The 21,994-nt window shown below is 72.0% G+C and carries 21 protein-coding genes; 13 read left to right on the top strand and 8 right to left on the bottom strand.

All coding sequences use genetic code 11. The features are described from left to right. Positions 1-37 precede the first annotated feature (37 nt). Positions 38-1,366 carry a nicotinate phosphoribosyltransferase gene (locus AC3IX6_RS24010; RefSeq protein WP_489364480.1) on the top strand — a complete coding sequence of 443 codons (1,329 nt, stop codon included), beginning with the start codon at positions 38-40 and terminating at the stop codon, positions 1,364-1,366. 262 nt (positions 1,367-1,628) lie between these two features. Next, positions 1,629-2,228 carry an isochorismatase family protein gene (locus tag AC3IX6_RS24005; protein WP_489364478.1) on the top strand — a complete coding sequence of 200 codons (600 nt, stop codon included), beginning with the start codon at positions 1,629-1,631 and terminating at the stop codon, positions 2,226-2,228. Positions 2,229-2,352: 124 nt separating this feature from the next. On the opposite strand, the gene AC3IX6_RS24000 is transcribed toward AC3IX6_RS24005, so the two are convergent. Next, positions 2,353-2,721: a hypothetical protein gene (locus AC3IX6_RS24000; protein ID WP_489364476.1), complete on the bottom strand. Its 369-nt coding sequence runs from the start codon at positions 2,719-2,721 to the stop codon at positions 2,353-2,355. Between the two features lie 111 nt (positions 2,722-2,832). Next, positions 2,833-5,238: an immune inhibitor A domain-containing protein gene (locus AC3IX6_RS23995; RefSeq protein WP_489364474.1), complete on the bottom strand. Its 2,406-nt coding sequence runs from the start codon at positions 5,236-5,238 to the stop codon at positions 2,833-2,835. Between the two features lie 517 nt (positions 5,239-5,755). On the opposite strand from AC3IX6_RS23995, the gene AC3IX6_RS23990 reads away from it, so the two are divergent. Continuing rightward, a complete protein-coding gene (locus AC3IX6_RS23990; RefSeq protein WP_489364472.1) occupies positions 5,756-6,058 on the top strand; it encodes a hypothetical protein in 303 nt (100 codons plus the stop codon). 79 nt (positions 6,059-6,137) lie between these two features. Here the strand turns inward: AC3IX6_RS23990 and AC3IX6_RS23985 are convergent, their stop codons facing one another. Both AC3IX6_RS23985 and AC3IX6_RS23980 read right to left on the bottom strand, forming a co-directional pair. Continuing rightward, on the bottom strand, positions 6,138-6,911 hold the full coding sequence (locus AC3IX6_RS23985) for an RDD family protein (RefSeq protein ID WP_489364470.1): 774 nt from the start codon (positions 6,909-6,911) through the stop codon (positions 6,138-6,140). 78 nt (positions 6,912-6,989) lie between these two features. Continuing rightward, a complete protein-coding gene (locus tag AC3IX6_RS23980) occupies positions 6,990-8,570 on the bottom strand; it encodes an RDD family protein (protein WP_489364469.1) in 1,581 nt (526 codons plus the stop codon). A gap of 296 nt (positions 8,571-8,866) precedes the next feature. Between AC3IX6_RS23980 and AC3IX6_RS23975 the strand changes: the two genes are divergently transcribed. Next, on the top strand, positions 8,867-9,346 hold the full coding sequence (locus AC3IX6_RS23975; protein WP_489364467.1) for an SsgA family sporulation/cell division regulator: 480 nt from the start codon (positions 8,867-8,869) through the stop codon (positions 9,344-9,346). A 64-nt stretch (positions 9,347-9,410) separates the two neighbouring features. On the opposite strand, the gene AC3IX6_RS23970 is transcribed toward AC3IX6_RS23975, so the two are convergent. Further along, positions 9,411-10,829, bottom strand: a complete 1,419-nt coding sequence (locus AC3IX6_RS23970) for an FAD-binding oxidoreductase (RefSeq protein WP_489364465.1) — start codon at positions 10,827-10,829, stop codon at positions 9,411-9,413. A gap of 96 nt (positions 10,830-10,925) precedes the next feature. On the opposite strand from AC3IX6_RS23970, the gene AC3IX6_RS23965 reads away from it, so the two are divergent. Next, positions 10,926-12,419 (top strand): tetratricopeptide repeat protein, encoded by a 1,494-nt coding sequence (locus AC3IX6_RS23965; RefSeq protein ID WP_489364463.1) that lies wholly within the window; start codon positions 10,926-10,928, stop codon positions 12,417-12,419. A 229-nt stretch (positions 12,420-12,648) separates the two neighbouring features. On the opposite strand, the gene hppD is transcribed toward AC3IX6_RS23965, so the two are convergent. Next, positions 12,649-13,800 (bottom strand): 4-hydroxyphenylpyruvate dioxygenase, encoded by a 1,152-nt coding sequence (gene hppD / locus AC3IX6_RS23960; protein WP_489364461.1) that lies wholly within the window; start codon positions 13,798-13,800, stop codon positions 12,649-12,651. Positions 13,801-13,933: 133 nt separating this feature from the next. Here hppD and AC3IX6_RS23955 point away from each other — a divergent pair, with 133 nt between their 5' ends. The 8 genes from AC3IX6_RS23955 to AC3IX6_RS23920 all read left to right on the top strand — a co-directional run bounded on the left by AC3IX6_RS23955 (position 13,934) and on the right by AC3IX6_RS23920 (position 20,504). Then, a complete protein-coding gene (locus tag AC3IX6_RS23955) occupies positions 13,934-14,404 on the top strand; it encodes an Lrp/AsnC family transcriptional regulator (protein ID WP_112448141.1) in 471 nt (156 codons plus the stop codon). Positions 14,405-14,435: 31 nt separating this feature from the next. Beyond that, the gene (locus tag AC3IX6_RS23950) at positions 14,436-15,083 is read left to right on the top strand and encodes an ABC transporter permease (protein WP_274552927.1); all 648 of its coding nucleotides are present in this window, start codon (positions 14,436-14,438) and stop codon (positions 15,081-15,083) included. Then, positions 15,076-16,368 (top strand): betaine/proline/choline family ABC transporter ATP-binding protein, encoded by a 1,293-nt coding sequence (locus AC3IX6_RS23945; RefSeq protein WP_489364459.1) that lies wholly within the window; start codon positions 15,076-15,078, stop codon positions 16,366-16,368. The genes AC3IX6_RS23950 and AC3IX6_RS23945 overlap by 8 nt, the downstream gene beginning before the upstream one ends. Beyond that, the gene (locus AC3IX6_RS23940) at positions 16,365-17,231 is read left to right on the top strand and encodes an ABC transporter permease (protein ID WP_489364457.1); all 867 of its coding nucleotides are present in this window, start codon (positions 16,365-16,367) and stop codon (positions 17,229-17,231) included. Before AC3IX6_RS23945 ends, AC3IX6_RS23940 begins: the two co-directional genes overlap by 4 nt. Beyond that, complete coding sequence (locus AC3IX6_RS23935; RefSeq protein ID WP_489364455.1) at positions 17,232-18,218, top strand: glycine betaine ABC transporter substrate-binding protein; 987 nt, start codon at positions 17,232-17,234, stop codon at positions 18,216-18,218. 85 nt (positions 18,219-18,303) lie between these two features. Then, a complete protein-coding gene (locus tag AC3IX6_RS23930) occupies positions 18,304-18,909 on the top strand; it encodes an ArsR/SmtB family transcription factor (protein WP_489364453.1) in 606 nt (201 codons plus the stop codon). 42 nt (positions 18,910-18,951) lie between these two features. After that, positions 18,952-19,206: a hypothetical protein gene (locus AC3IX6_RS23925; protein ID WP_489364451.1), complete on the top strand. Its 255-nt coding sequence runs from the start codon at positions 18,952-18,954 to the stop codon at positions 19,204-19,206. After that, positions 19,203-20,504, top strand: a complete 1,302-nt coding sequence (locus AC3IX6_RS23920; RefSeq protein ID WP_489364449.1) for an MFS transporter — start codon at positions 19,203-19,205, stop codon at positions 20,502-20,504. The genes AC3IX6_RS23925 and AC3IX6_RS23920 overlap by 4 nt, the downstream gene beginning before the upstream one ends. Here AC3IX6_RS23920 and AC3IX6_RS23915 read toward each other — a convergent pair. Next, positions 20,434-21,231 carry a YlbL family protein gene (locus AC3IX6_RS23915; RefSeq protein ID WP_489364447.1) on the bottom strand — a complete coding sequence of 266 codons (798 nt, stop codon included), beginning with the start codon at positions 21,229-21,231 and terminating at the stop codon, positions 20,434-20,436. The two genes, AC3IX6_RS23920 and AC3IX6_RS23915, sit on opposite strands and share 71 nt — an antisense overlap. A 103-nt stretch (positions 21,232-21,334) precedes the next feature. Continuing rightward, positions 21,335-21,976 (bottom strand): IclR family transcriptional regulator, encoded by a 642-nt coding sequence (locus AC3IX6_RS23910; RefSeq protein WP_054222485.1) that lies wholly within the window; start codon positions 21,974-21,976, stop codon positions 21,335-21,337. Between the last annotated feature and the right edge of the window lie 18 nt (positions 21,977-21,994).

Genomic DNA, 21,994 nt, shown 5'->3' with positions numbered 1-21,994 from the left:
TCGTCACTTTGACGAGATGTGCGCTAGCATCCGTCGCATGAACCCTGCGGACCTGGGCCTGCCGGTGGACGTGCCGTCGACAGCGCTCTTCACGGACCATTACGAGCTCACGATGTTGCAGGCCGCGCTGGCCAACGGCACGGCCGACCGCCGCTCGGTCTTCGAGGTGTTCACCCGGCGGCTCCCCGAGGGGCGCCGCTACGGGGTGATCGCGGGGACCGGCCGGGTGCTCGACGCGGTGGAGAACTTCCGCTTCGACGGCGCCGTACTGGAGTTCCTGCGCGAGCGCGGCGTCGTCGACGCCCGCACCCTCGACTGGCTCGCCTCGTACCGCTTCTCCGGCGACATCTGGGGCTACCCGGAGGGCGAGGTCTACTTCCCCGGCTCCCCGGTCCTGCGCGTCGAGGGCAGCTTCGCCGAGTGCGTGCTGCTGGAGACCGTGATCCTGTCGATCCTCAACCACGACTCCGCGATCGCCGCGGCCGCCTCGCGGATGTCCTCGGCCGCCGGCGGCCGGCCGCTGATCGAGATGGGCGCCCGGCGCACGCACGAACTGGCGGCCGTCGCCTCGGCGCGTGCCGCGTACGTCGGCGGTTTCACCTCGACCTCGGACCTGGCGGCCGGATTCCGGTACGGGATCCCGACGGTCGGCACCAGCGCCCACGCCTTCACCCTGCTGCACGACAGCGAGCGGGACGCCTTCACCGCCCAGGTGGCCTCGCTGGGCAGCGGCACCACGCTGCTGGTGGACACCTACGACGTGGCGGAAGCGGTCCGGACGGCCGTGGAGGTCGCCGGGACGGACCTGGGCGCCGTCCGGATCGACTCCGGGGACCTGCTGCTGGTCGCGCACCGGGTGCGGCAGCAGCTCGACGAGCTGGGGGCGACCGCGACGAAGATCGTGGTGACCTCGGACCTGGATGAGTACGCGATCGCCTCGCTGGCGGCCGCCCCGGTGGACGCGTACGGGGTCGGCACCCAGCTGGTGACGGGCAGCGGGCACCCGACGTGCTCGATGGTCTACAAGCTGGTGGCGCGGGCGGCCTCGGCCGATCCGAAGGCGCCGCTGGTGTCGGTGGCGAAGAAGTCCTCGGGCGGCAAGACCTCCGTCGGGGGGCGCAAGTGGGCGGCCCGGCGGGTCGACTCCGAGGGGGTCGCCGAGGCGGAGGTCCTCGGGACCGGGCCGGTGCCGGCGGCGCTGGCGGACAAGCAGCTCCTGGTGGAGCTGGTCAAGGGCGGCGAAGTCGTGGCCCGCGAGTCCCTGGAGACGGCCCGCGACCGCCACCGCGACGTCCTGGCGGATCTGCCGCTCTCCGCGACGCAGCTCTCGCGGGGCGAAGCCGTGATCCCGACCGAGTACGCGTAGCTCCTCGGGGGGGGCGGGCCCTGCGGGGCTTGTCCCCTACCCGCCCTTCCACCGTTCCCCGGGCTCCGCCCAGACCCGGTCCTCAAACGCCGGACGGGCTGGAAAATCCAGCCCCGCCGGCGTTTGAGGCGCGGGGGTGCGGGGCGGAGCCCCGCGAAAGGGGGGCTGGGGGCGCAGCCCCCAGTTTCGGGAAGGGGCGGGGTGGGGGAAGAGCCCCCGCAGGGTCCCCGCCCACCACACACCAAGCCGAAGGGCACCGGACATGCACCGCGCACTGATCGTCGTCGACGTACAGAACGACTTCTGCGAGGGCGGCAGCCTCGCGGTCACCGGCGGAGCCGACATCGCCGCCGCCATCACCGAGCTCATCGGCCAGGCCACCGCCGGGTACCGGCACGTCGTCGCCACCCGCGACCACCACGTCGACCCCGGGTCCCACTTCGCGCACCCGCCGGCCCAGCCGGACTACGAGACCTCCTGGCCGGTGCACTGCGTCGCCGGGACCGAGGGCGTGGGCTTCCACCCGAACTTCGCGCCCGCCGTCGCCTCGGGGGCCGTCGCCGCCGTCTTCGACAAGGGGGCGTACGAGGCCGCGTACAGCGGTTTCGAGGGCGCGGACGAGAACGGCCTCGGGCTCACGCAGTGGCTGCGCGACCGGCAGGTCACCGAGGTCGACGTGGTCGGCATCGCCACCGACCACTGCGTCAAGGCCACCGCCCTGGACGCGGCCCGCGCGGGGTTCCGCACCCACGTGCTGCTCGATCTGACGGCCGGGGTGGCCCCGCACACCACGACCCGTGCGCTGGCCGAGCTCCGGGAAGCCGGGGTGGAGCTGAGCGGGACCCCCGTGGTGGCCGGCTGACGCCCGACACCGGCGGGGCCCGCCCGGGGCGCTACGGCGGCCCGGGAGGGCCCCGGCAGGGCGCCACTGGCCCCGGCAGGGCGCCGGCAGGGGCGCCCCCCGGCGCGGGCTCAGCCCCGCCCGGTCACCCCAGCAGGGCCCTGATCGGGTGCCACAGCTCCGCCGCCCGGTCGGGCGCGGAGCGCCACAGCAGGCCGTCGGGGTGGTGCAGGACGGCGGTGATCTCGTCCGGGGTGGGCGGCTCGGCGTTGCCGCGCAGGTAGACGGCGCGCAGTCCGAGGTTCCGCAGCCTGGTCAGGGCGCGGGCCCGGTTCACCGCGTGCACCAGCACCCGGACGTTTCCACCTTCGATGCCGCCCGCGAAGCCACCTGCCCCGCCCATGACGACACCCTTGACCACGCCCTTGACGGCACCTTCCGCGGGCGGTCTGGGCAGCGTGAGCGCGACGACCACGCTGCCGCCTGGCAATCGGACGAAACCTCCACCGGGCATGTCTTCATCTCCCCCGTCAATAAGAAACTCAGCCCACGCATCTAAACGCGATCGGCCGCCGCCCGCTAGAGGGCGACGGCCGATCATGTTTTGACCTGCGGTTTTACTGAATTACTGAACGGACGGGCCGACCTCGACCGTCATGACGAGACCGTCGTAGGTCTCCTTCACGATCTTGATCTTGGTGTTGGTGTCAGTGACCTTCACCGAGCCGGTCGGGTTCTCGTCGTAGAAGTACTTGCCCTTGTGGTCGTCGAAGACGAGCTGCGCGGGCTTGGGCTTCAGGAAGAGCTCCTGGCCGTTCTTGTGCAGGGTGATCGCGTCCGTCTTGTACGCGCTGAAGGCGGCGTCGTACGGCTGGATCTTGTTGCGCAGCAGGGTGCCGTCCGACCACTTCATCGGCTTGGCGTTGGCGTCGATCGGAAGGATCAGACCGGAGCCGGGGTGCTGGCTGGTGTTGTTGTCCTTCTGGGAGGTGTCCCACTGCCAGATCAGGAGGCCGTCCTGGTAGGCGTAGTGCTCGACCCAGTTCGGCTTCGTGTTGGCGAAGCCGAAGTTGTACGGACCGACCTTGAGGGTCTTGTCGTACGAGACGTAGCGGCGGTTCTCGGCCAGGTAGTACTGGGCGTACTCCTTGGTGAAGCCGGCGCCGATGCGGGAGAAGCCCTTGCCGGCCCAGCCGTTGTCGCCGGCCTCGGCACCGTCGGTGAACAGCGTGGCGCCGTCCGCCGTGATGGTGAGCGCGTCGCCCGTGAAGCCCTTGCCGCCCGCGCCGCCGTCCGTCTGGTAGCGGAAGCGGAGGTCGACCTTCTTGCCCGCGTAGGCGTTCAGCGAGTAGTTCAGGTTCTTCCAGGCACCCGAGACGCCGGTGAGCGACGGGCTGTTGGAAGCGTCGACCGGGATGGCCACGCCGTCGGCGGTGCCGGCGAGCGCGGTCCAGCTGGCGCCACCGTCGGTGGAGACCTCGGTGTACAGGAAGTCGTACTCCGCCTCGATGTCCCACCAGCCCTTGAGGGACAGGGCCGCGGAGGACTTGCCCGTCAGGTCGACCGAGCGGGTGAGGGTGTTCTTGAGGTCGTCACCCATGTTGCTCCACCACTGCGAAGCACCCTCGGCGGGGGCGACGATGTCGGTGGTGACCTTCTTCTTCGGAAGGTCGACGAGCAGCGCCTGCTTGTCCTTGGTGTTGTACTCCGAGACGCCCAGCTTGTGGGTGGACTTCGTCGCGGCCTTGGCCTTGTCGTAGTTCAGCCAGCCCAGCTGGAACTTGTCCCAGGCGGTCATGTCGCCCGGGAGGTCGCCTATGGAGTCCTTGCCGTTGCCGAGCCAGGAGCCCGCCGACATCAGGGACCAGAAGCCGACCGAGTTCTCGCCGCCACCGGAGGTGTCGTAGAGGTCCGGCAGGCCCAGGTCGTGGCCGTACTCGTGCGCGAAGACGCCGAGGCCGCCGTTCTCGGGCTGCATCGTGTAGTCGCCGACCCAGATGCCGGTGTTGCCGATCTGGGTGCCGCCGGCCTTGTTGTTCGCGGGGCCGTTCTTGCCGGCCTCGGTCCCGTAGGCGTACCAGCGGTGGGCCCACAGGGCGTTGGTGCCCTGCACGCCGCCGCCGGCCGACTCGTCCTCGCCCGCGTGGACGATCTGGAAGTGGTCGATGTAGCCGTCGGGCTCGTTGAAGTTGCCGTCGCCGTCGAAGTCGTAGCGGTCCCAGAGGTCGTACTGGGCCATCTGCGCCTTGATCTGGGCGTCGGTCTTGCCGGCCTTCTTCTGGCCCTCGGCCCAGGCGGTCACGCCGTCCTTGACCGTGTCCCAGACGTTGGCGCAGTTGGTCTGGCCGCAGTAGTTCGAGCCGTAGCGGGCCTCGTTGTACGGGACCTTGACCCAGTCGGCGACCTCGCCCTCGACCGAGTAACGGCCCGAGGAGGTCTTCTCGTAGTAGGTCTTCAGCGAGTTCTTGCCGGCACCGGTACCGAAGTACAGGTCCTGGAAGTACGCGCGGTTGAAGTCCTTGCGCCAGGCCGTGCTGTTGTTGACCGCACGGTCGGGCTGGGCGATCTGGTTGTGCAGCGGGCCCGGGGTGCCGCCGTACTTCGGCACGGCCGGCTTGGGGCCGGGGCCGTCCGGGTCGAACGTGGTGGTGTTGTCCACCTGGTCGCCGAAGTCGACGAGGATCGTGAAGATCTTGTCGGTCTTCTCGCGGCCGAGCTCGACGTACTTCTTGTCGTCGAGCTTGACGACCTTGGAAGCGCCCCGCTGCTCGACGTCCTTCTTGCCGCTCAGCACCTGCTCCAGGGCGGCCTTGCGGGCCTGCGCCTGCTGCTCGCTGAACGGGCCCTGGAGGTTGTGCTTGACCTGCTCCTTGGAGGGAGCGGTCGGGTCCTGGCGGTCCGCGGCAGACACCTTCGCACCCGGGTCTGCCGTGGCCATCGTGAAGGCGGCGCCGGTGGCCGCCGTCGCTGCCAGGGTCACGCCGATTGCGGCGGCGCGCAGCGCTCGTCTTCTGGCCGAGTTGCTGGTCACTTGATGTCGTTCCCCTCCCGCGGCCGCGAAGGTGGTGCGGAACTTCTCCGTAGGAGTGGGGGGTTCCGTGCGGCGCGCGTCTCAAGTGACGACATTTGACCGGAGAGTCGCAAGAAAAGACAGACCTTGACTTGTTCCTTACAACTGCACTATGCGGTCACCGAGTTCCGCTATACGGACGTTCCGCGGTCATAGCGGACGAACGGGACTTCCAGCCCCTCAGTGGACCCGCACCGGACCCGCACCGGACCGACATCCGCCCGGCATCCGCCCGGCACCCAACCCGCATCCGCCCCGCATCCGACCGCCATCGAACCTCATCGGCCGCACCCGCCCCTCCCCGCCCCCCGAACCCCACCGGTGCCCCCCGTGCGCCCCCCGTGCTCCGCTGCTTCCCCTCCCGCGGGTGAGGTCGCGCTTACCGACAGTTCCGCTCGGGCATCCACCGTCGTAGAGTCACTCGTCGCCAGACCTGGTCGAGCCGACTCCCCCTCCCGCTTCGAGGACGGATATCGCCATGCCGCGTCCGACTGCCGCACAGCTCGCCTACGGGTCCGCCACCGTCATCGTGTCGACGATCGCCATGCTGCTGCTCTCGCAGACGAGTACGGGACTCGGCGTCGCGGTCATCTCCGCCGCCGCCCTCGCCCTCGGGCTCCTCGTCGCACTCACCGTCCCGCTGCCCCGCCGGCGCGGGCGGCACGCGGCGACCCGTACGAGGACCGCCTCTGCGTACCCGGGGGGTCCGGACACCGTGCCGCAGGACATGCCGGCCGGCGCTCCCGCACCGGCCCCGGTGGAACACCCCGTGCACCACTGACCCCGCGCACACCGCGGCGCGGGCGGCCTCCCCCGTGGGGAGACCGCCCGCGCACCGGACCGCGCAGCTCGGTGGCCTTCTATGCGGCTTGGACCACCACGGTCTTGGCCACCTTGTCGTGCAGACCCTGCTTGTACGGCTTGTCGACGAGCATCGAGATGACGAGCGCGATCGGCCACAGGCAGAAGCAGCAGATCAGCGTCGGCAGCCAGAGCACGGCGGCGCGGGAGAGCGCGGCGTTGGACTGCGGGACGCTGCCGTCGTTGAGCATCGCGACGCGCAGGCCCATCCACTTCTTGCCGAGGGTCTGGCCGTTCTTCTTGACGAACCACCAGTCGTAGCCCACGTAGGCGACGATCGAGATCAGCGTCATGACCAGACCGCTGCCGCTGTAGGACTTGGTGATGACCTCGGTGACGTCCTCGCCCTTGTTCGTCTCGACCGTGTAGCGGTTGCGGTCACCGGCGAGGAGCTGGATGACGAACAGCGGCACGGCGATGATCAGCAGGTCGATGACGCGGGCGGCGAGCCGCTTGCCGAAGTCGGCGAGCGGCGGCATCCCGGCGAGCGGGTCGGGCATGCCGTAGCCGCCACCACCGCCGTACGGGTCGCCCCCGCCCGCGCCTCCGTTGTACGGGGGCGGCGGGGGCGGAAAGCCGCCTCCCCCGGGCGGGGGCTGCGGAGGATAGCCCCCGCCGCCTCCGGGCGGGGGCGGCGGGAAGCCTCCGCCGGCGCCTGCGGGCGGTGAGCCGTACGGCGAACCACCCGACGGCGGAGGCGTCGGTTCCTGGGGCTTCTTGAGGAACGGGTCGTCCTCGGGCGGCTGGCCCGGCGGCGGCTGGTCGGTGCTCATGGCCCGAGTCGAACCCGGCCCGGAGCGGCCCGCAACGGGAGCGCGTCCATTCGGGGGACGGGAGTTTGCCGGCAGGCCCTAGCGGGCCACGTACGTGCGTGCGGCGCGGTCGTGGAGGGTCCGGCGGCGCGGGCGGTCCGCGAGGGCCCACAGGGCCCCCGGGAGGCCCAGGAGGGCGTACACGAGCCAGCGGCGCAGTGCCGCGCCGAAGCGGGGCGGGCGCAGCGTGGCGGTGGCCAGGACCCGTACGCCGAGCAGCTTCTTGCCCGGGGTGCGGCCCCAACGGGCGGTGGGCAGGGCTTCGTAGAAGACGCCGAAGAGGAGGACGGCGCCCAGGACGAGCCCGAGCGAGCCCGCGATGGTCCCGTCGAGCAGCCACACGGTGGTGGTCCGGCCGCCCGCCCGGGCGGCGTCCACCTTGGCCTGGAGGTGCGCGGTCGCCCCGGGCACGAGGGGCAGCGCCACCCCGGTCGCGACGGCGGCGTACACGAGGAAGTCCAGCAGCCGGGCCGTCGCGCGCCGCACGAGCCCGGCGGGGCGCACGGCGCGCTCCGCCATCCGCTCGAACACCGCGCGTCCGGTCCGCTCGGGACGCGGAGCCGGGGACACGGCGACCCCGGCCCGCTCCGCACGCTCGGCCGGCTCTACGGGGGCCACGCGCCGGGCGGGCTCCGCCGGGACGGCCGGGGCCGGGCGCTCGGCGCGCCGCGCCCGCTCCACCGGCTCCGGGTCCGAGCCGGGCGAACCCGGGGCGGCGGGCCACACGGGCGCGGGGGCTGCGGCGGCGGCACGGGCCGCGAGCGGGGAGGGCGCCGACAGGATGCCGAGGCCGCCCGGGGCGGCGGAGCCGGACCCCTGCGCGGGCAGGGCGGCCGACACGGAGGCCGGGGCCGGGTGCCGGGCCGGGGCCTGCGCCGAGCGGTGAGCCGGCGCCTGGGCCTGGGCCTGGGCCGAGCGGTGCGCGGGGACCTGCGCCTGGGCCTGCGCCGAGCGGTGAGCCTGAGCCGGTGCTCCTGCCGGTCCCTGCGCCTGGTGCGGTGTGGGGGCCGGGACGGGCGGGCGGGCCAGGGAGATCCCGGCGGGGCGGGCGGCGGAGGCCTCCTCCTCGTGGCCCCAGGACACCCGGTGGTCGCGCGGCCCGCCGAACCCGGACTGGTGGAGCGGATCGGCCTGCCACTCCACGGACTCGGCCCCTTGCCCGGACCCGGACCCGGACGCGGGCTCGGACCCGGGCCCGGGCCCGGACTCCGGCCCGGTCTCCGAACCGGCCGCCGGCCAGGGCTCGAAATCCGACCGCGCGACGGACTCCGACCAGGACTCCACCTCGGACCGCGCGGCCGGCGCCGCCGCCGATCCGGCGGGCTCCGGCCAGGACGCGGGGGCCGGTACCGGTGCCGGTGCGGGGGCCGGTGCAGGGGTGGGGGCCGGTGCGGGGCGGGGCTGCGGTCTGTGTTCGGATCGGTCCGGCTCGCGCAGCGCCTCGCTCACCCCCGTCTGGTCGAGGAACACGGGACCCGTCTCGTCGGCAGGGGCCGCGGGGCGGCTCGTACCGGGAACCCAGTTCAGGCCGTTCCAGAACCTGACGTACCCGGGGATGGACGGATCGGGGTAGTAGCCCTCGCGGGCCGCGTGCTCGCCGTCACCAGGGGAGGCCGTCAATGTCCCCAACTCCGATCGTGGCTTGAGGCTTCTTGCAGGGGTGGACCATAGCCAAGAACCGCCCCCCGACAGGTCCGGTAACGGGAGAATCCAAGCGTTCGGGCGAACCCTGGCGAACCCTGACGAGCTCAGCCCCGTACGGAAGATTTCGGTCAGCCGATTGATTTCGGCCATTCCTCGATGTGCCTCGCGAAGTCGCGTCATACCCGGGCACTTCGGCGCTCTCTCCGGGTGCGGGCCCACGGAAGGCCCCGCGCACCACCCGAACACGTACCCCGTACCGAAGTGAGGCCGCCATGCACCACCCCGTCGTCGAACGCGAGCTGGAACTGAAGCTGGTCCTGTCCCCCGAGCGCAGCGTCCCCGTCCCCGCCCGCCTGCTGTACCTGACGGACGACCCGTACGCCGTGCACATCACCTTCCACACCGGCTCCAGCACTCCGGTCAACTGGACCTTCGCCCGCGAGCTGCTGGTCGAGGGGGTGTTCCGCCCGTGCGGCCACGGCGACGTGCGGATCTGGCCCACGAAGGTCGGCCAGCAGGCCGTCCTGTGCATGGCGCTCAGCTCCCCCGACGGCGACGCCCTGCTGGAGGCTCCCGCCGTGTCGGTGTCGGCCTGGCTGGAGCGGACCCTGCGGATCGTGCCGCCCGGCACCGAGGCCGACCGGCTCGGCCTGGACGCGGCCCTGGCCGAGCTGCTCGCCCCGACGCCGGCCGACGAGCTGTGGATGCGCGACCCGTGGCCGTCGGACGAGTCGGCGGACGGCGACCTGTGACGGCCCGGGCACCAGGCCCCGTACGGCGCCACGTACGGCGCCCCGTACGGGAACTTCCCCCGGCTCAGAAGAGCTTGCCCGGGTTGAGCAGTCCCTCCGGGTCGAAGGCGTGCTTGACGGCGCGCTGCATCTCCAGGCCCACCGGGCCGAGTTCGCGGGCGAGCCAGTCCTTCTTCAGGACGCCCACCCCGTGCTCCCCCGTGATGGTTCCGCCCAGTTCGAGCCCCAGCGCCATGATCTCCTCGAAGGACGCGCGGGCCCGCCGGGCCTCGTCCTCGTCGGCGGGGTCGAAGCAGACGATGGGGTGGGTGTTCCCGTCGCCGGCGTGCGCGCAGACCCCGATGAGCAGGTCGTGCGCACGGGCGATGGCCGCGGTCCCGTCCAGCATCTCGGCGAGCCGGGTGCGCGGTACGCACACGTCGTCGATCATCGTCGCGGGCCGCAGGGCCTCCAGGGCGGGCAGCGCCATCCGGCGGGCCTGGAGGAGCAGTTCGGACTCCGCCCGGTCCTCGGCGGGTACGACGGCGCTCGCCCCGGCGGCGGTGCACAGCGCCCCCACGGCGGCCAGGTCCTCGGGCGCGTGCGGGGTGTCGAAGGCGGCGAGCAGCAGGGCCTCGGTGGTCTCGGGCAGGCCCATCTTGCCGAGCGCGTTGACGGCGCGGACGGTCGTACGGTCCATCAGCTCCAGCAGCGAGGGCGTCAGGCCTGCCTCCATGACGGCGCAGACGGCTGCGCAGGCGGCCGCGGCGGTGGGGAACTCGGCGGCCAGCGCGAGCTGGCGGGGCGGGGCCGGGCGCAGGGCGAGGACGGCCCGGACGACGACGCCGAGGCTGCCTTCGGAGCCGACGAACAGGCGGGTGAGGTCGTACCCCGCGACGCCCTTGGCGGTGCGCCGGCCGGTCCGCAGGAGCCGGCCGTCGGCGAGGACCACGTCGAGGCCGAGGACGTACTCGGCGGTGACCCCGTACTTGACGCAGCACAGACCGCCGGCGGCGGTGCCGATGTTCCCGCCGATGGTGCACTGCTCCCAGCTGGAGGGGTCCGGCGGGTAGTGCAGGCCGCGTTCGGCGACGGCGCGCGAGAGGACGGCGTTGACGACGCCCGGTTCGACGACGGCGATCCGGTCGACGGTGTCGATCTCCAGGATCCGGTCCATCGCGACGAGGGACAGCACGATGCAGCCGTCGGAGGCGTTGGCCGCGCCCGACAGACCCGTACGGGCGCCCTGGGGGACCACGGGCACGCGCAGGGCGTGGGCGGTGCGCAGGACGTGCTGGACCTGTTCGACGGTTCGGGGAAGGACCACCGCGGCCGGGGTGCCGGCGGCGCAGAAGCTGGCCATGTCGGTGGCGTAGGCGGCGGTCACCTGGGGGTCCGTCAGCAGGGCCTCGGGCGGGAGGCCTTCGAGGAGCAGCTCGTGGAGTTCGCGCGCCCCGCCCTCAACTCCGTCAACTTCGCCAAGTTCGTCAATGTCGTCAGCCATGGGGCCAGCGTGGCACCCGGGGCCATCGGTGTGAACACGCCCGCGACGCCCTTCGGACACCTCGGCGAGCTCTTCATATTGACGCACAGTGACCTCATGGACCCTATGCGCGACGCATCCGTCTCTCAGGAGAGGCAGCAGCAGACTGCCCCGCCCGTGACCTTCACCGGCCGCAAGACGCTCGTGGCGGCGGCGGCCCTGGTGGTCCTGATCGCCGGGGCCCTGCTGATCCGGCCGGCCCGCACGGGCGACGACGCGCGCCCGCCGGGGCCCAGCGAGCGGGCCCGCGCGGCGGTCGGCATGGGCGCGCCGGTGGCGGCGGTGGACCTGTCGGCGCTGGTCGCCGACCGGGAGGCGTGGGTCGCGGAGCACCCGAAGGACGAGGCCTCGTGGGCGGTGCTGGGCTCCGCGTACCTGGAGCAGGCGCGGCGGACGGCCGATCCCGCCTGGTACCCGAAGGCGGAGGGCGCGCTGAAGCGCTCGCTGGAGCTGCACCCGGCCGAGAAGGGCAACCTCGACGCGATGACGGGCATGGGCACGCTGGCCAACGCCCGGCGGGACTTCGGGACCGGGAAGAAGTGGGGCGAGCTCGTACGGGCGCAGGCGCCGAAGCGGTGGACGGCGTACCCGGTGCTCGTGGACGCGTACGGCGGGCTCGGGGACTACAAGGCGGCGGAGAAGGCGATGGAGCGCCTGGTCGACATGCGGCCGGGGCTGGTCGCCTTCATGAAGGCCTCGCAGGTGTACCGGGACCGGGGCTGGCGCGAGGACGCGGCCATGTCCATGGAGCACGCGGGGGGCGCGGCGAAGGCCCCGGCGGAGAAGGCGTACGTGCTGTTCCGGCTCGGGGAGCTGGCGTGGGAGCGCGGTGACGACGCGGAGGCGCTGAAGCAGTACGAGGCCGCGCTGCGCACCGATCCGGGCCAGGCGGCAGCGCTGGGCGGGCGGGCGCGGGTGCTGGCGGCGCTGGGCCGGGGCGGGGAGGCCGTACGGGACTACCGGCTGGCGCTGGGCCGGGCCGCGGTGCCGGCGCTGTCGCTGGAGCTGGGCGAGCTGCTGGAGTCGCTGGGCCGGGGCGAGGAGGCGAAGGCGGTGTACGACGGGCTCGCGGCGCAGGCCGCGCGGAGCGGGGTGAACGAGGAGCTGCTGCTGGGCCGGTTCGAGGCGGACCACGGCGACCCGGCGGCGGCCGTACGCCGCCTCACGGCGGAGTGGGCCCGGCACAAGAGCCTGCCGGTGGCGGACGCGCTGGGCTGGGCGCTGCACAGGACGGGCGATGACGCGGGGGCGCTGGAGTACGCGAAGAAGGCCACGGAGCAGGGGCTGCGGCTCGCGGAGTTCTCGTACCACCGGGCGGTGATCGAGCGGGGCCTGGGCGACGTGGCCGGGGCGCGGCGGCACCTGGAGGAGGCCCTGCGGACGAACCCGCGCTTCTCGCCGGTCCGGGCACCGCTGGCCAAGCAGGCCCTGGCGACGATCGGCAAGCCCCCGGCGGGCGGCCCGGAAAACATGCAGCCCACCACCCCCTGGGTGGCCCCGGAACTCCCGAAGGCAGCCAAGCCCGCCGCCAAGCCGAAGCCGAAGCCGTAGGGGCGCTGATCGGGCGGGGCCGCTGCGCGGGGCTTCCCGGGCGCCGCCCGGACCCGCGCCTCAAACGCCGGCGGGGCTGAAATGGCGCTGCGCGCCGTCCAGCCCCGCCGGCGTTCACGTGTGGGCCGGCGCCGGCCCGATCCAGCCTCGCCGGCGTTTGAGGCGCGGGGTCTGGGGCGGCGCCCCAGGAACCCCGGCTCCGCCGGGCCGGGAGCCCGGACTCCGCAATCTACAGATTGCCCCGCTTCTCCTGCTCCCGCTCGATCGCCTCGAACAGGGCCTTGAAGTTGCCCTTGCCGAAGCCCATCGACCCGTGCCGCTCGATCATCTCGAAGAAGACCGTCGGGCGGTCCTGGACCGGCTTGGTGAAGATCTGCAGCAGGTAGCCGTCCTCGTCGCGGTCGACGAGGATCTTCAGCTCGCGCAGGGTCTCGACCGGCACCCGGGTCTCGCCGGCCCACTCGCCGAGCGTGTCGTAGTACGAGTCCGGGGTGTCGAGGAAGGTCACGCCGGCCGCCCGCATCGCCCGCACGGTGCGGACGATGTCGTTCGTCGCGAGCGCGATGTGCTGCACGCCGGCGCCGCCGTAGAACTCCAGGTACTCGTCGATCTGCGACTTCTTCTTCGCGATCGCCGGCTCGTTGATCGGGAACTTCACCTTCAGGGTGCCGTCCGCGACGACCTTCGACATCAGCGCCGAGTACTCGGTCGCGATGTCGTCGCCGACGAACTCCTTCATGTTCGTGAAGCCCATGACCTTGTTGTAGAAGGCCACCCACTCGTTCATCCGGCCGAGCTCGACGTTGCCCACGCAGTGGTCGATGGCCTGGAAGGTGCGCTTGGCCGGGGGCTCGACCATCGGGTCGACGGAGACGAAGCCGGGCAGGTAGGGGCCGGTGTAGTCGCCGCGCTCGACCAGGGTGTGCCGGGTCTGGCCGTAGGTGGCGATCGCCGCCAGCCGCACCGTGCCGTACTCGTCGGTGAGCTCGTAGGGCTCGTCCAGGCCGCGCGCGCCGTGCTCGACGGCGTAGGCGTAGGCCGCCTTGACGTCCGGGACCTCGATGGCCAGGTCGACGACGCCGTCGCCGTGGTCGGCGACGTGCTCGGCGAGGAAGCGGCCGCGGTCGGTGGAGGCCTTGATGACCGAGGTGAGGACGAACCGCGCGGCGCCGTTGGTCAGGACGTAGCTGGCCGTCTCGCGCGTGCCGTTCTCCGGTCCGGAGTAGGCGACGAGCTTCATGCCGAAGGCGGTCGAGTAGTAGTGCGCGGCCTGCTTGGCGTTGCCTACGGCGAAGACGACCGCGTCCATGCCCTTCACGGGGAAGGGATCGGCCTTGGCGGCGGTGCTGGGTGCGGCGTCGAGCGGCTGGGTCTCAGTCATGACCGCAGAGTCCCGCCGTTCCACAAGCTGCGCAATAGTTTCCATTTCTGCTGTACAGACTGACCAGTCTCAGCCCACCATGGCTGGGATATCTGTGCACTATGACCACCGACCGACCGCCCCGGAGGCTGCCATGGGAATCGACGAACTCGACGGCCGGCTCATCGTCCTGCTCGCCCGCGAGCCCCGGATCGGGGTTCTGGAGGTCTCGCGCCGGCTCGGCGTGGCGCGGGGTACCGCGCAGGCCCGGCTGGACCGGCTTCAGTCGAACGGAGTCATCCGGGGGTTCGGTCCGCAGGTGGATCCGGCGGCCCTGGGGTACCCGGTGACGGCCTTCGCCACGCTGGAGATCAAACAGGGTCAAGGGGCGGACGTACGGGCCCACTTGGACGGGGTGCCGGAGGTGCTGGAGCTGCACACGACGACCGGGCACGGGGACATGCTGTGCCGGCTCGTGGCCCGGTCCAACGCGGATCTCCAGCGGGTGATCGACCGGGTTGTCGCGTTTGATGGGATTGTGAGGGCTTCGACGGCGATTGTCATGGAGAATCCCGTACCCTTGCGGATCATCCCCCTGGTCGAACAGGCGGCCGAGGACGACTGACGTGCGGCGACAACGGATGGGGTGACGTGGCGTGAGTTTCTGGGCCTACCTGTCCAACCGCCACCAGCAGCTCCTCACCGACGCCTTCCAGCACGCCAGCGCCGTCTTCCAGTGCATGGTGATCGCGACCGCCCTCGGCGTCGCCATCGGGGTCCTGACCTACCGCAGCGGCTGGGCGGGGAACCTCGCGGTCACCTCCACCTCGACGGTGCTGACCATCCCCTCCCTCGCCATGATCGGCCTGCTGATCCCGATCGTCGGCCTCGGCGTCGCGCCGACCGTGATCGCCCTGACGCTGTACGGGCTGCTGCCCATCGTCCGCAACTCCATCGTGGGACTGCGCGGGGTGGATCCCGCCCTGGTCGATGCCGCCAAGGGCATCGGGATGTCGCGCGGCGCGCAGCTGCTGAAGGTGGAGCTGCCGCTCGCCTGGCCGCCGATCCTGACCGGCATCCGGGTCTCCACGCAGATGCTGATGGGCATCGCCGCCATCGCCGCCTACGCCTCCGGGCCGGGCCTGGGCAACGAGATCTTCCGCGGGATCGCCTCGCTCGGCAGTGCCAACGCCATCAACCAGGTCCTGGCGGGGACGCTCGGCGTCGTCATCCTCGCCCTGCTCTTCGACGCCGCGTACGTCCTGCTCGGCCGTCTCACCATCCCGAGGGGAATCCGTGTCTGAGCCGACGTCCGCCCCGGCGGCGAGCCCGCAGCCGGCGGCGAGCCCGCAGCCCGCAGCCGCCTCCGGCGCCACCATCCAGCTGGAGAACCTCACCAAGCGCTACCCCGGCAACCCCAACCCCTCCGTCGACGACGTCTCCATGGAGATCAAGGCGGGCGAGCTGGTGGTCTTCGTCGGCCCCTCCGGCTGCGGGAAGTCCACCACCCTCAAGATGATCAACCGGCTGATCGAGCCCACCTCCGGCCGGATCCGGATCGGCGACGAGGACGTCACCGACATGGACCCGGTCAAACTGCGCCGCAAGATCGGGTACGCGATCCAGTCCTCCGGGCTCTTCCCGCACATGACGGTCGCCGAGAACATCGCCCTGGTCCCGAAGATGACCGGCTGGTCCAAGTCCCGCGTGAAGGACCGGGTGGAGGAGATGCTCGACCTGGTCGGCCTGGACCCGCGCGAGTTCCACGGCCGCTACCCGCGCCAGCTCTCCGGCGGCCAGCAGCAGCGGGTGGGCGTGGCCCGGGCACTCGCCGCCGACCCGCCCGTCCTGCTGATGGACGAGCCCTTCGGCGCCGTCGACCCCATCACCCGCGACCACCTCCAGGACGAGCTGATCCGGCTCCAGCACGAGCTGCACAAGACGATCGTCTTCGTCACCCACGACTTCGACGAGGCCATCAAGCTGGGCGACCGGATCGCCGTCCTGCGCGAACGCTCGCACATCGCCCAGTTCGACACCCCCGAGGCCATCCTCACCAACCCCGCCGACGATTTCGTCTCCGGGTTCGTCGGCGCCGGAGCGGCCCTCAAGCGGCTCAACCTCACCCGGGTGCGGGACGTGGAGATCGCCGAGTTCCCGACCGTGTCCGTGGACGACCCGCTCCAGCAGATCTTCAACACCCTGCGCGCCGGCCAGGGCAACGAGCTGTTGATGCTGGACCGGCGCGGCCGCCCGTACAAATGGCTGCGCCGCGGCGACCTGATGCGCGCCAAGGGCTCCCTCGCCCGGGCCGGCCAGCTCGTGCACGACACGGTGACCCGGGACGCGACCCTGCACGACGCCCTGGAGGCCGTACTCACCGACAGCGGCGGCCGGGTGGCCGTCACCGGGCGGCGCGGCGAGTACATCGGCGTCGTGGACATGGAGACCCTGATGAACTCCGTGCACGAGATGCTGGAGGCCGACCGGCTGACGGCCGCCGAGCACGCGCACGACCTGGAGGAGCTGCGCCACCACCGCGTCGAGCGGGACCTGGAGGGGCTCCGGGACGACGCGGAGGGCTCATGAGCCCGCGCAACCCGGTCTCCCCCGAACGCCCGCCCGGCGAGCACGAGCTCAAGGGGCACGTCTTCCGCGATCCGGAGGAGCCCGGGCCCGAGGAGACGGTGATGGCCTCCATCGCGCCGCCCCGCCCCGGGAGCCGGCTCACCTGGGCCCGGCTGGTGACCCTGCCGATCGTGCTGGCACTGGTGCTGCTGGCCACGTACCTGTGGATCACCAACGCCACCCTCGACACGATCGCCGAGAACTCCCTGGCCGACGGCAACGTGCAGCTCCGGCTGTGGCAGCACATCCAGCTCACCGCGATCTCCACCTTCTGGGTGCTGATCATCGCGATCCCGCTCGGCATCGCCCTCACCCGCCGCGGCCTGCGCAGGGCGGCCCCGCTGGTCACCGCCATTGCCAACATCGGCCAGGCCACCCCGGCCATCGGACTGCTGGCCCTGCTGGTCATCTGGCTCGGCATCGGACCCTCGACGGCGATCATCGGCATGGTCGCCTACGCCGTCCTGCCCGTGCTGTCCAACACCGTCGCGGGGCTGCGCGGCATCGACCCGCAGCTGGTGGAGGCCTCGCGCGGGATCGGGATGTCCGCCATGGGAACCCTGATGAAGGTGGAACTGCCGCTGGCCGTCCCGCTGATCCTGGCGGGCGTGCGGACGGCCCTCGTCCTCAACGTCGGCACCGCGACCCTGGCCACCTTCGGCGGCGGCGGGGGCCTCGGCGACCTGATCACCTCCGGGATCCAGACCCAGCGGATGCCGGTGCTGGTGCTGGGCTCGGTGCTGACGGTGGCGCTGGCGCTGTTCGTGGACTGGCTGGCCTCGCTGGCCGAGACGGTCCTGACCCCGCGCGGGCTGGAGGCGTAGATGGGCAAGCTCTCCGCACGGACGGCCACGGCCTGCGCGGCCCTGCTGGCGCTGGGGCTGCCGCTCGCGGGCTGCGGGCTCAAGAGCGGCTCCCCGATGGTGGACGACGTCCTGCCGGGCTCGGTCGGCCAGGGGCAGCCCCTCAAGGGCGCCTCGCTCACGGTCACCTCGAAGAACTTCAGCGAGAACATCGTGCTCGGCCAGATGATCGGCCTGATCTTCAAGGCGGCCGGCGCGGAGGTGCTGGACCGCACCAACCTGCCCGGGTCGATCAGCGCCCGTGAGGCGATCATCCAGGGCGACGCGGACGCCATGTACGAGTACACGGGCACGGCGTGGATCACCTACCTGGGCAACGACAAGCCGATCACGGACCCGTACGCGCAGTGGGAGGCGGTGCGGGACGCGGACGTGAAGAACGGCGTGGCATGGCTGGCGCCGTCCACGCTCAACAACACCTACACGCTGGCCATCAGCAAGAAGAACAACGCCAAGTACGGGCTGAAGACCATGTCGGACGTGGCGGCGCTGTCGCAGCGCGACCCCAAGGCGGTGACGGTCTGCGTGGAGAACGAGTTCGCCTCGCGCGAGGACGGGCTGCCGGGGATGGAGAAGGCGTACGGGATGGAGATCCCGGCGGGCAACGTGATGAAGATGGACGCCGGGATCATCTACACCCAGGTCTCCACGTCCGATTCCTGCCTGCTGGGCGAGGCCTTCACCACGGACGGCCGGATCAAGGCCATGGACCTGGACACCCTGGCCGACGACCGGCACTTCTTCCCCAACTACAACGCGGCGCCGGAGCTGCACGCGAAGACCCTGGAGAAGTACCCGGCGATCGCCGGCCTCCTGGACCCCCTGTCGAAGCGGCTGACGACGGAGACGGCGCAGCGGCTCAACGCGCTGGTGGACGTGGACGGGCAGGACCCCCACGAGGTGGCGAAGGACTGGCTGGTGGCGGAGGGGTTCATCAAGGAGGGGTGACCTCGCGACCACCCGCGAGGAGATGCAAAGAAGTAGTTGCAAAGAAACCCTTGCAGAGACTTCTTTGCAACTCTACTGTGGGGGCATGCCCGAGAAGCCCGACCCCCAGAACCCCGATCCCCAGAAGCCGGCCGAGCCGAAGGTCCGCAAGCTCGACCCCCATTCCCTGCGCGGCCTGGCCCACCCGCTGCGCATCCGCCTGCTGGGCGATCTGCGGCGCGGCCCGGCCACCGCCTCGCAACTGGCGGAGCGGCTCGGGGAATCGAGCGGGGCCACCAGCTACCACCTGCGTCAGCTCGCCGCGTACGGGTTCGTCGAGGACGCCCCCGAACACGGCAAGGGCCGCGAGCGCTGGTGGCAGGCATGCCAGGACGGCACCCAGTTCGACGAGGCTCTGATCTACGACCCCGACCCCGTCACGCGCAGCGCCGCGGAGGTCTTCCTCGCGGAGATCGTGAAGATCCACGAACAGGAACTGTCCACCTGGCTGGGCGAAGCCCACACCTGGGGGATGGAGTGGCGGCGGAGTTCCGAGCTCAGCGACTTCTCGCTGAAGCTGACCGCCGAGCAGACCCACGAGCTGGTCCTCAAGGTCCACGACCTGATCAACAGCTACCGCGACCTGCCGCCCTCGGAGGGCACGGAGACGGTCCGTTTCCACACGCACGCCTTCCCGGTCCACACCAAGTAGCCCTCCCCACCTCAACACCCCTCTCGCAGAAGGAGTCCTGCCGTGCACGCCTTCAGCCATGCCGAAATCCACGCCGACACCCACACCACCCGCACCGCCGAGGCCGCCGCCTGGCGCCGCGCGCGGGAGGCCGCACCGCAGGTCTCCTACGCCCCCCAGCTGCGCGCCCCCGCCCTGCGCAACCAGCTCGGCGAGACCCTGATCGCGCTCGGCATCCGCCTGATCCAGCCCGCGCACCTGCACGCACGCGTCACCCGCAACACCCGGATCTCGCGCCCGCACGGCGGCATCGCGTGAGCCGTCGCCCCTTCATCGCCGTCCTGATCGCCAACACCATCTCGATAGCCGGGAGTTCCCTCACCCTCATCGGGGTCCCCTGGTTCGTGCTCCAGACCACGGGCAGCGCCGGCCGGGCCGGGATCGTCGCCTTCTGCGCCACCCTGCCCGTCGCGGTGGCCGCCCTCGTCGGGGGCCCGGTCATCGACCGGCTCGGCCGCCGCCGGGTCTCCGCCGTCTCCGACCTGATCTGCGGACTGTCCGTGGCCGCGATCCCGCTGCTGCACTACGCCGGGCTGCTGGAGTTCTGGATGCTGTGCGCACTGATGGCCGTCGGCGGCCTCGTGCACACCCCCGGACTGACCGCGCGCTACGTCCTGCTCCCCCATCTCGCCGAACACGCCGGCACCACCGTCACCCGCGCCGCCAGCCTCTACGACGCCGTCTCGCGCGGAGCCCGCATGATCGGGGCCGCGCTGGCCGGCCTGCTGATCGCCACGGTCGGCGCCGAGTCGGTCCTGCTCCTCGACGCGGCCACCTTCGGCGCCTCCGCGCTGCTGGTCACCGCGTTCCTGCGCGGGATACCGGCCGCCGAGCCGCAGCGGGCCGCCGGGAAGGTGTCACTGGCCGGCTACCGGGCCGAACTCGCCGAGGGCTGGCGGTTCCTGACCCGGGCCCGGCTGCTGCTGGGCATCATGGTGATGGTCATGATGACCAATGGCCTCGACCAGGGCTGGTCCTCGGTGCTGCTGCCCGTGCACGGCCGCGAAGCCCTCGGCGGAGCCACCGCGCTCGGCCTGATGATCGCCCTCTTCGGCGGGTTCGCCCTGCTGGGGGCCCTGCTCTACGGAGCCTGGGGCGAGCGGTTCCCCCGTAGGGCCGTGTTCGCCGCGGCGTTCCTGCTGGGCGGGGCACCGCGCTACGTGGTCGCCGCCTTCACCGACACCCCGCTGCCGCTCGCGGTGACGATGGCGCTGTCGGGGCTCGGCGCGGGCGTGCTCAACCCGATCCTGACCACCGTGATGCTGGAGAAGGTGCCCGACGAGCTGCGCAGCCGGGTCGCGGGCGTGACCACGGCCGGCTGCGAGCTGACCATGCCGCTGGGCGGACTGGCCGCGGGGCTGCTGGTCGACGGCTTCGGGGTGACGACGGCGCTGCTGGCGTTCGGCGGGGCGTACTTCCTCGCCACGCTCTCCCCGCTGGTGTTCCCGTCCTGGCGGAGCATGGAGGCGCCGCCCGCGTCCCGGATCAGCAGGACGGAACCGATTCGCCCTTCTGCAGAGCACGCAGCGCGTTCACCGCATCCGTCAGCGAAGTGACGGGCACCAGCCGAAGCCCCTCGGGGAGTTCGGACTTCGCGTCCGAGCACTCCGCCGCCGGTACGAGGAACACGCTCGCCCCGTCGCGCCGCGCGGCCTGAGTCTTCAGGGCCACCCCGCCGACCGCACCGACCTCGCCGTCCGCGGTGATGGTGCCCGTACCGGCGATGGCGGCGCCGCCGGTGAGATCGCCGCCGCTGCCGTTCCCGTCGAGTTTGTCGACGATGCCCAGCGAGAAGAGCAGTCCGGCGCTCGGACCGCCGACGTCGGCGAGGTTCAGCTCGACCTTCACGTCCTTCGGGTCCTTGTGGAGGTAGCCGAGGGCGGCCTCGGAGGCCGTCGACTGCGACTTGGTCATCTCCTCCAGGTTGTGCTCCTCGATCTCCTTGTCGCTTCCGCCCGACGGGTACACCGACTCCCTGGGCATGACCGCCCGGGAGGTGTCGAACCAGTCGCCGACCAGCTCGGGCAGGGTGACGGAGGTGGAGGGGCCGGTGGCCTGGATGGTCGTCATCCGCAGCTGGCCCGTGGTCTCGCGGGTGGGCGCGCCGGTGATGGCGATGACCTGCTTGCCGTCGCGGGAGCCGAGCACGTCGGCCGTGAGGCCCGGCTGCGCGATCACGAAGGGCAGCGGTGCGAAGGCCGCGACGGCGAACAGCGCGAGCACGGGCACGGCGCAGACGGCGAGGGCGGCGGGACGCGGCAGACGTGTGAGGCGAGAGAGCACCGGGCCAATCTAGCGCGGGTGCCCCCGAACGGGTCGAGCCGCGCCCCCGTCGGTCGGGGGCGCGGCTCGGTGTCCGGATGTGCCGCGCGTGCGGCTCCGCGCCTCAGCGCAGGGCGTCGGCCACCTCTCGGGCGGCGTCCACCACGCGCGGGCCGACCCGCTCGGGCACGGCGTCGGCCAGCATGACGACGCCCACGCTGCCCTCCAGCCCGGTGATGCCCACCAGGGGCGCGGCAGCGCCGCTGGCGCCCGCTTCGAGCTCCCCGTGGGTGAGCGTGTACCCGGGCTCGATGAGCGTGCCCTGACGGGCGGCCAGGATGGCCCGGCCGGCTGCCCCGCGGTCCAGCGGATGGCGGAAGCCGGGCCGGTAGGCCACGTGGTAGTCGGTCCAGGTCGGCTCGACGACCGCCACGGCGAGCGCTTCGGTTCCGTCCACGAGGGTCAGGTGCGCGGTGGCGCCTATGTCCTCGGCGAGGGAGCGCAGCGCGGGCAGCGCCGCCTCGCGCACGAGCGGGTGCACCTGGCGGCCCAGGCGCAGCACGCCGAGCCCGACGCGGGCGCGGCCGCCGAGGTCGCGGCGGACCAGGGCGTGCTGTTCGAGGGTGGCCAGGAGGCGGTAGACCACGGTGCGGTTCACACCGAGGCGGTTGGAGAGCTCGGTGACGGTCAGACCGTGGTCGGTGTCGGCGAGCAGTTTGAGAACTCGGAGTCCTCGGTCGAGAGTCTGGGAGGTTTCCGCGGTCACGACGCCTCTCCCTCTTTC

The organism is Streptomyces sp. GL_141 (genome assembly GCF_057834385.1).
The sequence above is the reverse complement of the archived record's forward strand: the minus strand, read 5'-3'. Positions and strand labels throughout refer to the sequence as shown.

Bases quoted from the DNA above. Each gene is read 5' to 3' on its own strand.
- AC3IX6_RS24010 (WP_489364480.1), top strand. From the start codon at position 38: ATGAACCCTGCGGACCTGGGCCTGCCGGTGGACGTGCCGTCGACAGCG.
- AC3IX6_RS24005 (WP_489364478.1), top strand. From the start codon at position 1,629: ATGCACCGCGCACTGATCGTCGTCGACGTACAGAACGACTTCTGCGAG.
- AC3IX6_RS24000 (WP_489364476.1), bottom strand. From the start codon at position 2,721: ATGCCCGGTGGAGGTTTCGTCCGATTGCCAGGCGGCAGCGTGGTCGTC.
- AC3IX6_RS23990 (WP_489364472.1), top strand. From the start codon at position 5,756: ATGCCGCGTCCGACTGCCGCACAGCTCGCCTACGGGTCCGCCACCGTC.
- AC3IX6_RS23985 (WP_489364470.1), bottom strand. From the start codon at position 6,911: ATGAGCACCGACCAGCCGCCGCCGGGCCAGCCGCCCGAGGACGACCCG.
- AC3IX6_RS23975 (WP_489364467.1), top strand. From the start codon at position 8,867: ATGCACCACCCCGTCGTCGAACGCGAGCTGGAACTGAAGCTGGTCCTG.
- AC3IX6_RS23970 (WP_489364465.1), bottom strand. From the start codon at position 10,829: ATGGCTGACGACATTGACGAACTTGGCGAAGTTGACGGAGTTGAGGGC.
- AC3IX6_RS23965 (WP_489364463.1), top strand. From the start codon at position 10,926: ATGGACCCTATGCGCGACGCATCCGTCTCTCAGGAGAGGCAGCAGCAG.
- hppD (WP_489364461.1), bottom strand. From the start codon at position 13,800: ATGACTGAGACCCAGCCGCTCGACGCCGCACCCAGCACCGCCGCCAAG.
- AC3IX6_RS23955 (WP_112448141.1), top strand. From the start codon at position 13,934: ATGGGAATCGACGAACTCGACGGCCGGCTCATCGTCCTGCTCGCCCGC.
- AC3IX6_RS23940 (WP_489364457.1), top strand. From the start codon at position 16,365: ATGAGCCCGCGCAACCCGGTCTCCCCCGAACGCCCGCCCGGCGAGCAC.
- AC3IX6_RS23935 (WP_489364455.1), top strand. From the start codon at position 17,232: ATGGGCAAGCTCTCCGCACGGACGGCCACGGCCTGCGCGGCCCTGCTG.
- AC3IX6_RS23930 (WP_489364453.1), top strand. From the start codon at position 18,304: ATGCCCGAGAAGCCCGACCCCCAGAACCCCGATCCCCAGAAGCCGGCC.